The following is a 13,239-nucleotide window of genomic DNA, read 5'->3' as shown; positions in this document are numbered from 1 at the left end:
AGATCAGTATACAGTCATTCGATGATGCGACGATAGACGCAAGGCGTGCTTTCTGGTGCTTTATCGTCAAGGGTAATGGCCGCTTTCACCGCTTTCGCCGCATCCTGCCAGCTGGCCTCATCCTTCGCGTGGATCACCGCCAGCGGGCGCTGCCCGTCAACGCTGTCGCCCAGACGGGCCATCTCGGTAAAGCCGACGCTGTAGTCAATGGTATCTGATGCCTGACGACGACCGCCGCCCATGGAAACGACCGCCATGCCGAGCGCGCGGGTATCCATCGCGGAGACAAATCCTTCCGCGTCGGCATATACCGCCTTGCTGAGCATCGCGGTTGGCAGATATTTCGCATAATTCTCAACGAAGTCGGTTGGGCCTTTTTGCGCCGCCACCATGCGGCCAAAGATCTCCGCCGCCTTACCGTTGTCCAGCACCGCCTGAAGTTTGGCGCGCGCCTCCGCGTCGTCTTTGGCCAGCTTGCCGGAGATTAACATCTCAACGCACAGCGCCATGGTGACGTCGAGCAGACGCGGGTTGCGGTATTCGCCCGTCAGGAACTGCACGGCTTCGCGCACTTCGACGGCGTTACCGGCGCTGGACGCGAGGACCTGGTTCATGTCGGTCAGCAGAGCGGTCGTACGTACGCCCGCACCGTTGGAGACGCCCACAATGGCTTCCGCCAGTGCGGCAGAGAGTTCATAGGTTGGCATAAACGCGCCGCTGCCCACCTTCACGTCCATCACCAGCGCGTCCAGGCCTTCCGCCAGCTTTTTAGCCAGAATCGAGGCGGTGATCAGCGGGATGGAGTCAACGGTCGCGGTAATGTCACGCGTAGCGTAGAAACGCTTGTCTGCCGGAGCAAGCGAGCTGGTCTGGCCGATAATCGCCACGCCAACGTCTTTAATAATGTCGCGGAAGCGGCTGTCGTCCGGGAAGATATCGAAGCCCGGAATGGCTTCCAGCTTGTCGAGCGTACCGCCCGTGTGGCCCAGGCCACGCCCGGAAATCATCGGAATGTAACCGCCGCAGGCGGCCACCATCGGGCCAAGCATCAGCGAGGTAACATCACCCACGCCGCCGGTGGAGTGTTTATCCACAATCGGGCCGTTAAGGTTGAGGCTTTTCCAGTCCAGCACGGTTCCTGAATCTCGCATCGCCATGGTCAGCGACACGCGCTCAGGCATCGACATATCGTGGAAGAAGATGGTCATCGCCAGGGCGGCAATCTGCCCTTCAGAGATGGTGTTATCACGAATGCCGTTGATAAAGAAGCGGATCTCTTCGTCGCTTAATGCATGACCATCACGTTTTTTACGAATAATTTCTTGTGCGAGAAACACGGTAACCTCCATGCGGAATCGGGGGAATTGTGGCGGGTGGCGCTACGCTGACCCGCCCTACGACCCTGTAGGCCGGATAAGCGAAGCGTCATCCGGCATTGGCTGACAATCAGTAGCTGCTTGCGCTCTTACCGTCGCCGTGACCCAGCGCTTTCAGCAGGCTTGCCAGCAGGCTGGATGCGCCGAAGCGGTAGTGGCGGGCATCGGCCCAGTCGGCGCCGAACAGTTCGTCCGCGATCGCCAGGAACTGCTGCGCGTCTTCCGCGGTGCGCACGCCGCCCGCCGGTTTGAAGCCAACGGTTTTTGATACGCCCATATCGCGGATCACTTCCATCATGATGCGCGCGCTTTCCGGCGTCGCGTTCACCGGCACTTTACCGGTAGAGGTTTTGATGAAGTCCGCGCCGGCTTTGATGGAGATTTCAGACGCTTTGCGAATCAGCGCTTCTTCTTTAAGCTCGCCGGTTTCGATGATCACTTTCAGCAGCACGTCTGCCGCGGCGCATGCGTCTTTACACGCTTTCACCAGGTCAAAACCTACCTGCTCGTTGCCGGCGATCAGCGCGCGGTACGGGAACACTACGTCAACTTCATCCGCACCGTAGGCAATCGCCGCGCGGGTTTCTGCCAGCGCAATCTCGATGTCGTCGTTACCGTGCGGGAAGTTCGTCACGGTCGCGATACGCACGTCCGGCGTGCCCTGCTCGTTCAGGGTTTTACGCGCGATAGGGATAAAACGCGGGTAAATGCAGATAGCGGCGGTGTTGCCGACGGGGGTTTTCGCCTGATGGCACAGGGCGATGACTTTCTCATTGGTGTCGTCATCGTTCAGGGTGGTCAGGTCCATCAGCTTCAGCGCGCGCAGGCTGCTTGCGGTTAAATCGGTCATAACATTCTCCAACGGCATCGCCGTATAAATTTCACCTTGCGGTCTGTGACTATTCTAACATCCAGCCGCACTCACACTTCGACATTCATCACAGTTAATGAAAACTTCGTGCAAATTTGCATTACTGTAATGAGATCGACGTCAAATTTTAACCCGATAACGGCTGCCTAAAACAGCGGTTACCCCTGTGGGATCAATAGCCCTGGCGGGATCGCTTCTTAAAATTCTCAGCATCATCCGCAGAACGATAAAGGAAGCGAATATGTCCCACGCCAGCCCCGATGACATGCGCCAACGTTGCCAGCAAATTGTGACAAGCCCGGTGTTGAGCCCCGAGCAGAAGCGTCATTTTCTGGCGCTGGAAGCGGAAAACAACCTCCCCTACCCGGCGCTTCCCTCCGCAGCCCGCGCCGCGCTGGACGAAGGCGTTATCTGCGATATGTTTGAGGGGCACGCCCCCTACAAGCCGCGCTACGTGCTGCCGGACTACGCCAAATTCCTCGCAAACGGTTCCGACTGGCTTGAGCTGGAGGGGGCGCAGGATCTTGATGACGCGCTGTCGCTGCTCACCATTCTCTACCACCATGTTCCCTCCGTTACCTCCATGCCGGTGTACCTGGGCCATCTGGATGCACTGCTGCAACCGTATGTTAAAATTCTAACACAAGAAGAAATCGATAGCCGAATAAAACGTTTCTGGCGCTACCTGGACCGCACGCTGCCGGATGCCTTTATGCACGCCAACATCGGCCCGGAAGATACGCCCGTCACGCGCGCCATTCTCCGCGCCGATGCTGAGCTTAAGCAGGTTGCACCCAATCTGACCTTTATCTATGACCCGCAGGTCACGCCGGACGATCTGCTGCTAAACGTCGCTAATAACATATGTGAATGCAGTAAACCGCACGTTTCGAATGGCCCTGTGAATGATAAAATTTTCACAAAAGGACGCTACGGCGTGGTTAGCTGTTACAACTCCCTGCCGCTCGCGGGCGGCGGCAGCACCCTGGTGCGCCTCAATCTGAAGGCGATTGCCGAGCGCAGCGAATCCATCGAGGACTTCTTCACTCGCGCCCTGCCGCACTACTGCCAGCAGCAGATTGCCATCATCGATGCCCGCTGCGATTTCCTCTATCAGCAGTCCGGCTTCTTTGAGAATAGCTTCCTGGTGAAAGAGGGGCTGATCGACGCCGATCGTTTCGTGCCGATGTTTGGCATGTACGGCCTCGCGGAAGCGGTCAATACGCTGTGCGAAAAGGAAGGTATCGAAGGACGTTACGGCAAGGACGAACGGGCGAACGCGCTGGGCTATCGCATCAGCGAACAGCTCTCGACGTTTGTCGACAAAACGCCGGTAAAACACGGCTGGAAGCAGCGGGCGATGCTGCACGCCCAGTCGGGGATCAGCTCCGACTCAGGCACCACGCCGGGCGCGCGCCTGCCCTATGGCGATGAGCCCGATCCCATCAGCCACCTGCTGGCCGTAGCGCCGCACCATCAGTATTACCACGCCGGGATCAGCGACATTCTGACGCTGGAAGAGACGGTTAAGCGCAACCCGCAGGCCGTCGTCCAGCTTTGCCTGGGCGCGTTCAGGGCCGGGATGCGCGAGTTTACCGCTAACGTCGCCGGTAACGATCTGGTGCGCGTGACCGGGTACATGGTGCGTTTGTCGGATCTTGAGAAGTACCGCGAGGCGGGGTCACGCACTAACACCACCTGGCTCGGCGAGGAGGCCGCGCGCAATACCCGCATTCTGGAGCGACAGCCGCGAGTGGTGAGCCATGAACAGCAGATGCGCTTTAGTTAGTCAGGTTATCCCGTTTTCCTGCGTGGACGGGCCGGGCAGCCGCCTGGCGCTGTTCCTGCAGGGGTGCAACCTGCGCTGTAAAACCTGCCACAACCCGTGGACGATCGGCCGCTGCAACGACTGCGGCGACTGCGTTCCCCACTGCCCGCACGATGCGCTAAACGTGCAGGCCGGCCGCGTCTGGTGGCAGGAGAGCCTCTGCCACCAGTGCGATACTTGCCTGCACCTGTGCCAGCAGCAGGCGACGCCCATGGCGCAGCGCTACAGCGTCGAGGAGATCCTCGCGCAGGTCCGCAAGGCCTCGCCCTTTATTGAAGGGATCACCGCGAGCGGCGGCGAAGCGACAACCCAGCTGCCGTTTTTGATCGCCCTGTTTTCAGCGATCAAAGCCGACCCTGCACTGCGCCACTTAACCTGCCTGGTGGACAGCAATGGCCTGCTGAGCGAAACCGGCTGGCAGAAACTCCTTCCGGTGCTTGACGGGGCGATGCTGGATCTCAAGGCGTGGGGCAATGAGCATCACCGCTTCCTGACGGGGCGCGACAATCCTCAGATTAAGCAGAGCATACGCTGGCTGGCCGAACGTCAGCGCCTTACCGAGCTGAGGCTGCTGGTGATTCCTGAGCGGTGTGATTATATGGACCATTTTCCCGCCCTGGCGGCGTTTATCCGCGCGCTTGGGAGCATTCCGGTGCGCATTAACGCCTTTCACGCGCACGGGGTTTACGGCGAGGCGGCGTCATGGCGCAGCGCCACGCCGGATGACGTGGAGCCGCTGGCGCGGGCGCTTGAAAAACAGCAGATTACGGTGCTTCGTCCGGCGCTATACCTCTAGCGTGATGCCGAACGTTGCGCGGGTGTTTTCGAGCAGCGCATCGGCAATCACATCCTCCGGCTCCTTTCGCAGTTCGCACAGTTCAGCAAACACGCGCGCCGCCTGCTCCGGGCGGTTAGGCTGGCCCTGAAAGCCGCTTAACGGCATATCCGGCGCATCGGTTTCCAGCAACAGCGCCGAGAGAGGGAGCTGCGCGATGACGTCGCGGGTTTTGCTGGCGCGGGGATAGGTGATCGTCCCGCCCACGCCAATCCTGTAGCCGAGTTCAATAAACCGCTGCGCCTGCTGCAGGCTGCCTGAAAAGCCGTGCACGACGCCGGTGCGCGGCAGGTTCTGGCGTTTAAGGTGCATCGCCAGCTTGTCATGCGTACGGCGGGAATGGAGGATCACCGGCAGATCGTGACGCTTTGCCAGCCGAAGCTGCGCATCCAGGATCGCCTGCTGACGCTCAAACTGCGGATCGTCCCGGTAGAGATCGAGGCCGATCTCGCCGATGGCAACGAGCTTGCCGTTCGGCGCTTTCAGCGCGTCATCCAGCCTGTCGATATCCTCATCGCGATGCTGCTCAATAACGATCGGATGCAGCCCCAGCGCCGCGAATACCGCATCGTGATGCCGGGCGAGATCGAGCACGCGCTCGAACCTGTCGGCCTGAACAGACGGTACAATGATGGCCCGCACGCCCGCCTGCGCCGCGCGGACGATGCTGTGCGGCTCATCTCCCGTAAACGGCGGAAAGTCAAAATGGCAGTGGGTGTCGACAAAGCGGTGCATTACGCCAGATCCTCGTTATCGAACGCGGTGTCGTTTGCCTGTGCCACATCCACCAGCGGCACGTCGAGCACGTCGTTGGCCACGACGGCGGGCGGCGTAATGATCGTTTTATGCCGGCGAATCGGCGGCTGTGCTGCCAGCATTTTGCCCACCGTCGCGAGGAAATAGCGTCCGCACAGCCGACCGGTTTTATAGTCCTGGCGCAGCGCGGGTAAACGGCTGCCGAGCGCCATGCTGACCAGCGGCCTTGGCGGATAAATTTCAAAGATACGCAGCTTGCCCGGCGGTTTTTCAATGAAACGCTGCATCTCGCCGTAGCTGGACTCGTGCCGATGGGCGATGTCCACCAGCGGCTGCAGGCTGCTGTCGCCCAGCCAGCGCTCCATGCGCTTAAACCACTGCGGGGTGTAATACATTTGCGAAGGCACCGTGCGGATCACCACAATGGTTTTTGCGCCACGGCGCGCCGCTTCCTGCACGGGCACCGCGTCGCTAATGCCGCCGTCCAGATAGCTGATCCCCTCCAGCAGCGCGCCCGTACGGTAAAAGCCGGGAATAGCGCTTGAAGCGCGGATAATATCGAGCCAGTTCTCTTTCTGCGGTGAAAAATAGCTGGGGGAGTAATCATCGCCTTTGCTGGCGCACATCCAGAACGCTTTACCGGTATCGAAAAGCCGCGCCGCCGTGTCCATCGCCAGCGGCATTTGGCTGGAGGTGGAATCCAGCAGCCAGTCTAAATCGATAAGATTTCCGCCGCGCACGAAGCGCACTGGATTGAAAAACTCTTTCGCCGTGGTGTAGCGCATGATGACTTTTCGGGCGTAGCCGGGCTGGTTGCAGACGTAGGCAGACAGGTTTTGCGCCCCGGCAGAGGTGCCAAAATAGAGATCGAACGGGTTAAATTGCGCGCGCATAAATTCGTCCAGCACGCCGGCCGTGAAAATGCCGCGCTGTCCGCCGCCTTCACATACCAGCGCAAGCTGGCCTGCGTGAAACGGTTTTAGCGCGAGCGGCGCAATATTTCCGAGCGTAACGGGTATTCGCTGCCCCACCTCTGCTTTCCTGTTTTTATTGTTCTGTGAAGACACAGTACCGCACTCAGGTACGATTACTCAAACAAGAAAAGCCAGTCGCATGGACTGGCTTTGAAGTATTGTTTTCAATGAGCGTATCGCTACGGACGGCGTCGACCCGTAAACAGGCTGACCAGGAACAGGATAATACCGACAACGAAGACAATTTTAGCTGCCCATGCAGCTGTACCTGCCAGTCCACCAAAGCCCAATGCGGCGGCAATTAACGCGATAACCAGAAATATAATGCCCCAACGAAACATAAGCCTCTCCTTTACCATAGTTAATGTCGGCCGCTAAACGTGAGTGCTCAGGCACCTCACCGGCGCAGTATTCAAGTGTCGTTGTTATTTCGCCCGCAGGCCTCAGCCGTTAGGGCGAATTATGTCGATTACTTCGCTTTCAGATCGTTTTTGACGCTTTTCACGCCATCAACGGCTTTGGCGATGGTTTCAGCACGTTCAATCTGTGCCTGCGAATCCACCGTACCGGAAAGCTGAACCACACCATCGGTCGTTTCAACTTTCACCTTGCGAGACGGCACGACGTCATCTGCTAATAGTTTAGCTTTGATTTCGCTGGTGGTAGCCGCATCCCCGGCATAACCTTTCACGGAGGAGTCTTTCGCGTCCCGAACGTGCAGCTTATCGCTCACAGAGGCGACGCCTTCAACGCCTTTGGCCACTTTCACGGCCTGTTCAGCCTGGGCCTGGCTTTCAACAAAGCCGCTCAGGGTGACAACTTTTTTCTCAGTTTTTACTGAAATGTCGGTGCTCTTGATGGCTTCATCGTCCACCAGGGCTGCTTTCACTTTTGCTGTGATGGAGCTGTCGTCCATGAAATTACCGACTTTATTCATAGAGCTATCGATTTTTTCCCCTGCGCTATTCGCTGAGGACTGCGCTTTGTCCATAGTGGTGGTTTCCGCGAAAACGGAACCGCTTACCAGGGCGCTACCTAACGTTACGGCCAGCAGAGTTTTAGAAATCTTCAGTCTTGTCATATTCATCGATGTATTCCTGTGTTTTGCCCGTTATTCGGGCGTCAAACTTCCTTTATCACTAGATTTATATTTTGCGAATAAACACGTGGGCAAAATGGCGAACCCAAAGTCATGCATTGAACAGTTAATTCATCCACGCCCGGTGTTAAACACTGAGTTAAATATAGATCACATTTCCGAAGCCGCTTTCAGAATTGCGGAAAAAACGCGCAATCAATAATAAAAAGCGATGAATTAAGAACATTCCGCAAGGGATTAATAAGACAGGAATTAAAGAAGAGCACGGCGGCTGCCGTGCTCTGAAGGGGATTAGTGCTCGCGAGTTTTACGGAACTGCACGTCAGGATAACGTTCCTGCGTCAGGTTCAGGTTAACCATGGTTGGGGCGATATACGTCAGGTTATCGCCGCCGTCCAGCGCCAGCTGAACCTCGTTCTTGCGCTTAAACTCTTCGAATTTCTTCACGTCAGCGCACTCAACCCAGCGCGCCGTCGCCACGTTGACCGATTCGTAAATCGCCTCAACGTTATATTCGCTCTTAAGGCGCGCAACCACCACGTCAAACTGCAGGACGCCGACCGCGCCAACGATCAGGTCGTTGTTGGCAATCGGACGGAACACCTGTACCGCGCCCTCTTCCGAAAGCTGAACCAGGCCTTTCAGCAGCTGTTTCTGCTTCAGCGGATCGCGCAGGCGAATGCGGCGGAACAGCTCAGGGGCGAAGTTCGGAATGCCGGTGAACTTCATCATTTCGCCCTGGGTAAAGGTATCGCCAATCTGGATAGTGCCGTGGTTGTGCAGGCCGATGATGTCGCCCGGATAGGCTTCTTCAACGTGCGAGCGGTCGCCGGCCATAAAGGTCAGCGCGTCGGAGATCACCACGTCTTTACCGATACGCACCTGGCGCAGCTTCATGCCTTTTTCGTATTTGCCGGAGACCACGCGCATAAAGGCCACGCGGTCGCGGTGTTTCGGGTCCATGTTGGCCTGAATCTTAAATACGAAGCCGGTGAACTTCTCTTCCTGCGCTTCCACCTCGCGAGTGTCGGTTTTACGCGGCATAGGCTTCGGTGCCCACTCCACCAGGCCGTCAAGCATATGGTCAACGCCAAAGTTACCCAGCGCGGTACCGAAGAATACCGGGGTGATTTCACCCGCCAGGAACAGCTCTTTATCGAACTCGTGAGACGCACCTTTCACCAGCTCCAGCTCATCGCGCAGCTGCGCCGCCAGATCTTCGCCAACCGCCGCGTCCAGCTCCGGGTTGTCCAGACCTTTAACGATGCGCACTTCCTGAATGGTGTGGCCTTTACCGGTCTGATACAGATAGGTCTCGTCTTTATAGAGATGATAAACGCCCTTGAACAGCTTGCCGCAGCCGATCGGCCAGGTGATTGGCGCACAGGCGATTTTCAGCTCGTTTTCGACCTCATCCATCAGCTCCATCGGATCGCGGATGTCGCGGTCAAGTTTGTTCATAAAGGTGAGGATCGGCGTATCGCGCAGGCGGGTCACTTCCATCAGCTTGCGGGTACGATCTTCTACCCCTTTCGCGGCGTCGATCACCATCAGGCAGCAGTCCACCGCCGTCAGAGTACGATAGGTATCTTCGGAGAAGTCTTCGTGCCCCGGGGTGTCCAGCAGGTTTACCAGGCAGTCGTGATACGGGAACTGCATCACGGACGTGGTAATCGAAATACCACGCTGCTTTTCCATCTCCATCCAGTCGGATTTGGCATGCTGGCTGGAGCCGCGGCCCTTAACGGTACCGGCGGTCTGGATGGCCTGTCCGAACAGCAGCACCTTCTCGGTGATGGTCGTTTTACCGGCATCCGGGTGCGAGATAATGGCAAAAGTGCGGCGCTTGGCCACCTCTTGCAGATAAGGAGACAACGTCATAATTAAATCTTCTTTTATAAGCGCGGCAGCACGCCACGCATCATGGAATACAAAATTGCGGCTATTTTACCCATCAACGGGGGGCAGGCAATCATTGTTTACACAGGAGCTGCTCCAGTTCGTTCAATGACGTGACGGTCCAGGTCGGCTGGATGCCTTCCGGCTGAGCGCGACCGTGCGCGTTAAGCCAGACGGTCGACAGACCTGAGTTCATGCCGCCAAGAATATCGGATTCGGCGGTATCGCCGACCATCAGCACGCGCGCGCGGTCGGGGTTCCCCGCCAGCTCAAGCGCATGGTCAAAAATTCGCGGGTCCGGCTTTGGCACGCCGACCTCTTCCGAGATCACCAGCGCGTCGAAATAATCGCGCAGGCCGGTACGCTCAAGGCGGATCTGCTGCAGGGCGGTAAAGCCGTTGGTAATGATCCCAAGCTTCACCTTCCCTCTCAGCGCGTTCAGCAGGGAAACGGCCCCCGGCAGCGGCGCGCAAATATCCGCCATCGCGTTCAGAAACGCCTCGTTCAGCAAACCCGGGCTGACGTTGAGCCGCTCGGCCCACACGTCAAAACGCTGATGCTGTAGCTGTAACGCGCTGATGGCACCGTTCTGGTAGTCCACCCACAGCGGCTTGTTCACCGCCTGATAGTCCTGAAAATCTTCCGCGGTGAAGGTCACGCTATAATCGAGAAACATCCGCTGTAGGCCGCCGAACGAGTCAAACGTAAACAGCGTTTCGTCGGCATCAAAGAAAATCCAGTCCCATTTCATCGTTACAACCTTATTTTTGTTATCCAATCGGCAGAGCCATAATAATGGCGTCTTCACGTCCCTCTGCGGTGGGGTAGTAGTTACGGCGGATTGTCGCCTCGTTAAAGCCTAAGCTTTCGTAGAGCGCGATGGCGGCGACGTTCGAGGCGCGCACTTCCAGCCACAGGGTGAAAACGTCACGGGTTTCAAGCTCGCGAATGAGGTGCTCCAGCAGCGCTCTTCCGAGCCCCCGACGCTGAAACGCGGGATCAACCGCAATGTTAAACAGCGTCGCTTCGTCCAGAACGACCTGCGTGATGGCGAATGCCGCCATCGTGCCGTCAACGTCCAGACGGTAGTTCAGATAACGCTCGCCCTGATTGCTGGCAAAGGTCTTCTCGCTCCAGGGAAACGCGTGGGCGCGGGTTTCAATCGCGAACGCTTGCGCGAGATCAGGCGTCGTGAGGGAAGAAATCATGTTCGTCATCGCAAATTTGTTGCCACAGCGCGCTGCGCGCTTTTGGGTTGGCCTTAAGTTCTTCCAGCGCTGGCGAGCAGATCTGGCTCCCTTCCAAAGAAATATCGCCCACGTCGCCCATGCGCCAGCTGTTACAGCGGCTTTCAGGCGGCAGCATCGCCACGCGGTCGGGCGTGAGCTGCAAAACCTGATCCGGCGTGAGCTTTAGGCTACGAAGCACATCACCAATAACGGTTTCGCTCAGGGCGGGCGGTTCATCCGCCACCATCACCAGACGCACGTGTGCAGGTATCGCGATCGCGATTTCACCCTGCAGCGCCGTCGGGCGACGCAAGGCCCACTGGGTAATGCCCAGCTGCTGCAACTGCCAGTCTCGTCGGGATGTCATAGCGAAATCTCCTGTCTCTCAGGCGCGCAAATATAGCAAATGTGTCGAAACTGCGCCATCTACCTACTATAATCCCCGCCTGAGTTTATTGAGGAACAATTCATGTCTGCATTTACCCCGGCAAGTGAAGTCTTGCTGCGTCACAGTGATGATTTCGAACAAAGCCGTATTCTGTTTGCCGGAGATATGCAGGATGACCTGCCTGCGCGTTTCGACTGTGCTGAAAGCCGTGCCCACACCCAGTATTACCACCACTGGCAGGTGCTGAGCCGCCAGATGGGCGAGCGCGCGCGCTTCAGCCTGGTGGCGGAGCAAAGCGATATCGCCGATTGCGACACGCTGATCTACTACTGGCCGAAAAACAAGCCGGAAGCCCAGTTCCAGCTGATGAACCTGCTCTCCCTGCTGCCGGTTGGCTGCGATATTTTCATCGTCGGTGAAAACCGCAGCGGCGTGCGTAGCGCAGAACAGATGCTTGAAGAGTATGCGCCGCTGAACAAAGTCGACAGCGCCCGCCGCTGCGGCCTGTATCACGGGCGCCTCGAAAAACAGCCTGCGTTCGACGCAGAGAAATTCTGGGGCGAGTATCAGCTTGACGATTTAACCATCAAAACCCTGCCGGGCGTTTTCAGCCGCGACTATCTGGATGTCGGCAGCAAGCTTTTGCTGTCCACTCTCACACCGCATACTAAAGGCAAAGTGCTGGACGTGGGCTGCGGCGCGGGCGTGCTGTCAACGGTACTCGCCAGCCACTCACCAAAAGTGCGTTTAACCCTGTGTGACGTCAGCGCCCCGGCGGTAGAAGCCAGCCGCGCCACGCTTGCTGCGAATGGCATTGAAGGCGAAGTGATTGCCAGCAACGTCTTCTCCGACGTGACCGGCCGTTTTGACATGATTATCTCTAACCCGCCGTTCCATGACGGAATGGAAACCAGCCTTGAGGCCGCGCAGACGCTGATCCGGGGCGCAACGCGTCACCTCAACAGCGGCGGTGAGCTGCGTATCGTGGCGAACGCCTTCCTGGCGTACCCGAAAGTGTTGGATGAAACCTTCGGCTTCCACGAAGTCATCGCCCAGACGGGCCGCTTTAAGGTTTACCGCACCGTGATGACACGTCAGGCTAAAAAGTAATTCCCCCTTCCGTAAGCCGGACTGGCGTTAGCGCCAGCCGGCAATATCTCCCGCCTCTTTCGCCCATTTTTGCAGCAATCAAAACAGCATGCGTATTTTTCTATTGACGTAAAGCTGAAAACATCTAGAATGCGCCTCCGTGGTTACGATACTTTTACAGTGTCGATGGTATGCGAAGGTGGCGGAATTGGTAGACGCGCTAGCTTCAGGTGTTAGTGTCCTTACGGACGTGGGGGTTCAAGTCCCCCCCCTCGCACCATAAATCACGTTGATATTGCTCGCACTGGGCGAAGGTGGCGGAATTGGTAGACGCGCTAGCTTCAGGTGTTAGTGTCCTTACGGACGTGGGGGTTCAAGTCCCCCCCCTCGCACCAACGAGGCAATATCGAAAAGTAAGATGACTGTGCGAAGGTGGCGGAATTGGTAGACGCGCTAGCTTCAGGTGTTAGTGTCCTTAGGATGTGGGGGTTCGAGTCCCCCCCCTCGCACCAATTATCTTACATCCCCTCTGCTGTACGTCTCGTTTTTCCTTTATTTCAAACTCATCAATATCACCAGAATACCGCTGACCAGCGCAACGCATGACGGCAACAGAACGTAGTGCCGTAGTTGCTTATGCCAGATCATCACTGACGTCATCAGCAACCCCGACACGATGAGCGCCTTCCATACGTTTATGGGGAGATCGGCAAACATCAGACCGCCGATGATTGCCCCAGGCAGTAAAACACCCCAACCACTTCCCAGCGCCCTGCTCAACATGATTCGCTCTCTCACACTGATAATGATAACCAATATCATATGATATTAATTATCAGTTGTCATCCAACGGAGTCGAATTGTACTGCTTTACCTTTTCCCATAATGACAGTGA

At 57.2% G+C, this 13,239-nt stretch carries 14 protein-coding genes and 3 tRNA genes; 6 read left to right on the top strand and 11 right to left on the bottom strand.

Going from position 1 to position 13,239, the window contains the following annotated elements; all coding sequences use genetic code 11:
• Nucleotides 1-14: 14 nt before the first annotated feature.
• Together deoA and deoC are read right to left on the bottom strand one after the other, a co-directional pair.
• Nucleotides 15-1,337, bottom strand: a complete 1,323-nt coding sequence (deoA, locus tag DBY73_RS10155; protein WP_112011154.1) for a thymidine phosphorylase — start codon at nucleotides 1,335-1,337, stop codon at nucleotides 15-17.
• A gap of 109 nt (nucleotides 1,338-1,446) precedes the next feature.
• A complete protein-coding gene (deoC, locus tag DBY73_RS10150; protein WP_220092925.1) occupies nucleotides 1,447-2,226 on the bottom strand; it encodes a deoxyribose-phosphate aldolase in 780 nt (259 codons plus the stop codon).
• 262 nt (nucleotides 2,227-2,488) lie between these two features.
• On the opposite strand from deoC, the gene DBY73_RS10145 reads away from it, so the two are divergent.
• Together DBY73_RS10145 and DBY73_RS10140 are read left to right on the top strand one after the other, a co-directional pair.
• Nucleotides 2,489-4,036: a YjjI family glycine radical enzyme gene (locus DBY73_RS10145; protein WP_112011029.1), complete on the top strand. Its 1,548-nt coding sequence runs from the start codon at nucleotides 2,489-2,491 to the stop codon at nucleotides 4,034-4,036.
• The gene (locus DBY73_RS10140) at nucleotides 4,011-4,871 is read left to right on the top strand and encodes a YjjW family glycine radical enzyme activase (protein WP_112011028.1); all 861 of its coding nucleotides are present in this window, start codon (nucleotides 4,011-4,013) and stop codon (nucleotides 4,869-4,871) included. Before DBY73_RS10145 ends, DBY73_RS10140 begins: the two co-directional genes overlap by 26 nt.
• Here the strand turns inward: DBY73_RS10140 and DBY73_RS10135 are convergent.
• From DBY73_RS10135 to DBY73_RS10100, 8 genes are all read right to left on the bottom strand, one after another.
• The gene (locus tag DBY73_RS10135; protein WP_112011027.1) at nucleotides 4,860-5,645 is read right to left on the bottom strand and encodes a TatD family hydrolase; all 786 of its coding nucleotides are present in this window, start codon (nucleotides 5,643-5,645) and stop codon (nucleotides 4,860-4,862) included. The two genes, DBY73_RS10140 and DBY73_RS10135, sit on opposite strands and share 12 nt — an antisense overlap.
• Nucleotides 5,645-6,697: a patatin family protein gene (locus DBY73_RS10130; RefSeq protein WP_112011026.1), complete on the bottom strand. Its 1,053-nt coding sequence runs from the start codon at nucleotides 6,695-6,697 to the stop codon at nucleotides 5,645-5,647. The genes DBY73_RS10135 and DBY73_RS10130 overlap by 1 nt, the downstream gene beginning before the upstream one ends.
• Before the next feature lie 122 nt (nucleotides 6,698-6,819).
• Nucleotides 6,820-6,981, bottom strand: coding sequence for a DUF1328 domain-containing protein (locus tag DBY73_RS10125; protein ID WP_003856556.1), 162 nt, complete (start codon nucleotides 6,979-6,981; stop codon nucleotides 6,820-6,822).
• Between the two features lie 128 nt (nucleotides 6,982-7,109).
• Nucleotides 7,110-7,727, bottom strand: a complete 618-nt coding sequence (osmY, locus tag DBY73_RS10120; RefSeq protein WP_112011025.1) for a molecular chaperone OsmY — start codon at nucleotides 7,725-7,727, stop codon at nucleotides 7,110-7,112.
• Nucleotides 7,728-8,030: 303 nt separating this feature from the next.
• Nucleotides 8,031-9,620, bottom strand: a complete 1,590-nt coding sequence (prfC, locus tag DBY73_RS10115; RefSeq protein WP_112011024.1) for a peptide chain release factor 3 — start codon at nucleotides 9,618-9,620, stop codon at nucleotides 8,031-8,033.
• A 91-nt stretch (nucleotides 9,621-9,711) separates the two neighbouring features.
• Nucleotides 9,712-10,389 carry a pyrimidine 5'-nucleotidase gene (gene yjjG / locus DBY73_RS10110; protein ID WP_112011023.1) on the bottom strand — a complete coding sequence of 226 codons (678 nt, stop codon included), beginning with the start codon at nucleotides 10,387-10,389 and terminating at the stop codon, nucleotides 9,712-9,714.
• A gap of 19 nt (nucleotides 10,390-10,408) precedes the next feature.
• Entirely contained in the window at nucleotides 10,409-10,846 is a 438-nt protein-coding gene (rimI, locus tag DBY73_RS10105) for a ribosomal protein S18-alanine N-acetyltransferase (RefSeq protein WP_112011022.1), read from the bottom strand.
• Entirely contained in the window at nucleotides 10,821-11,234 is a 414-nt protein-coding gene (locus DBY73_RS10100; RefSeq protein WP_112011021.1) for a DNA polymerase III subunit psi, read from the bottom strand. Before DBY73_RS10100 ends, rimI begins: the two co-directional genes overlap by 26 nt.
• Before the next feature lie 102 nt (nucleotides 11,235-11,336).
• Between DBY73_RS10100 and rsmC the strand changes: the two genes are divergently transcribed.
• From rsmC to DBY73_RS10080, 4 genes are all read left to right on the top strand, one after another.
• Entirely contained in the window at nucleotides 11,337-12,365 is a 1,029-nt protein-coding gene (rsmC, locus tag DBY73_RS10095; protein WP_112011020.1) for a 16S rRNA (guanine(1207)-N(2))-methyltransferase RsmC, read from the top strand.
• 172 nt (nucleotides 12,366-12,537) lie between these two features.
• Nucleotides 12,538-12,624: transfer RNA gene (locus DBY73_RS10090), tRNA-Leu, on the top strand.
• A gap of 28 nt (nucleotides 12,625-12,652) precedes the next feature.
• Nucleotides 12,653-12,739, top strand: a tRNA-Leu gene (locus tag DBY73_RS10085).
• A gap of 31 nt (nucleotides 12,740-12,770) precedes the next feature.
• Nucleotides 12,771-12,856 (top strand) — tRNA-Leu (locus tag DBY73_RS10080).
• Nucleotides 12,857-12,896: 40 nt separating this feature from the next.
• On the opposite strand, the gene DBY73_RS10075 is transcribed toward DBY73_RS10080, so the two are convergent.
• Nucleotides 12,897-13,166: a DUF1435 domain-containing protein gene (locus tag DBY73_RS10075; RefSeq protein WP_181573228.1), complete on the bottom strand. Its 270-nt coding sequence runs from the start codon at nucleotides 13,164-13,166 to the stop codon at nucleotides 12,897-12,899.
• Between the last annotated feature and the right edge of the window lie 73 nt (nucleotides 13,167-13,239).

Source organism: Enterobacter sp. RIT418 (assembly GCF_003057745.1).
Taxonomy (GTDB): Bacteria; Pseudomonadota; Gammaproteobacteria; order Enterobacterales; family Enterobacteriaceae; genus Enterobacter.
Note: the sequence above shows the minus strand (reverse complement) of the source record. Positions and strands in the feature narration are given on the sequence as shown.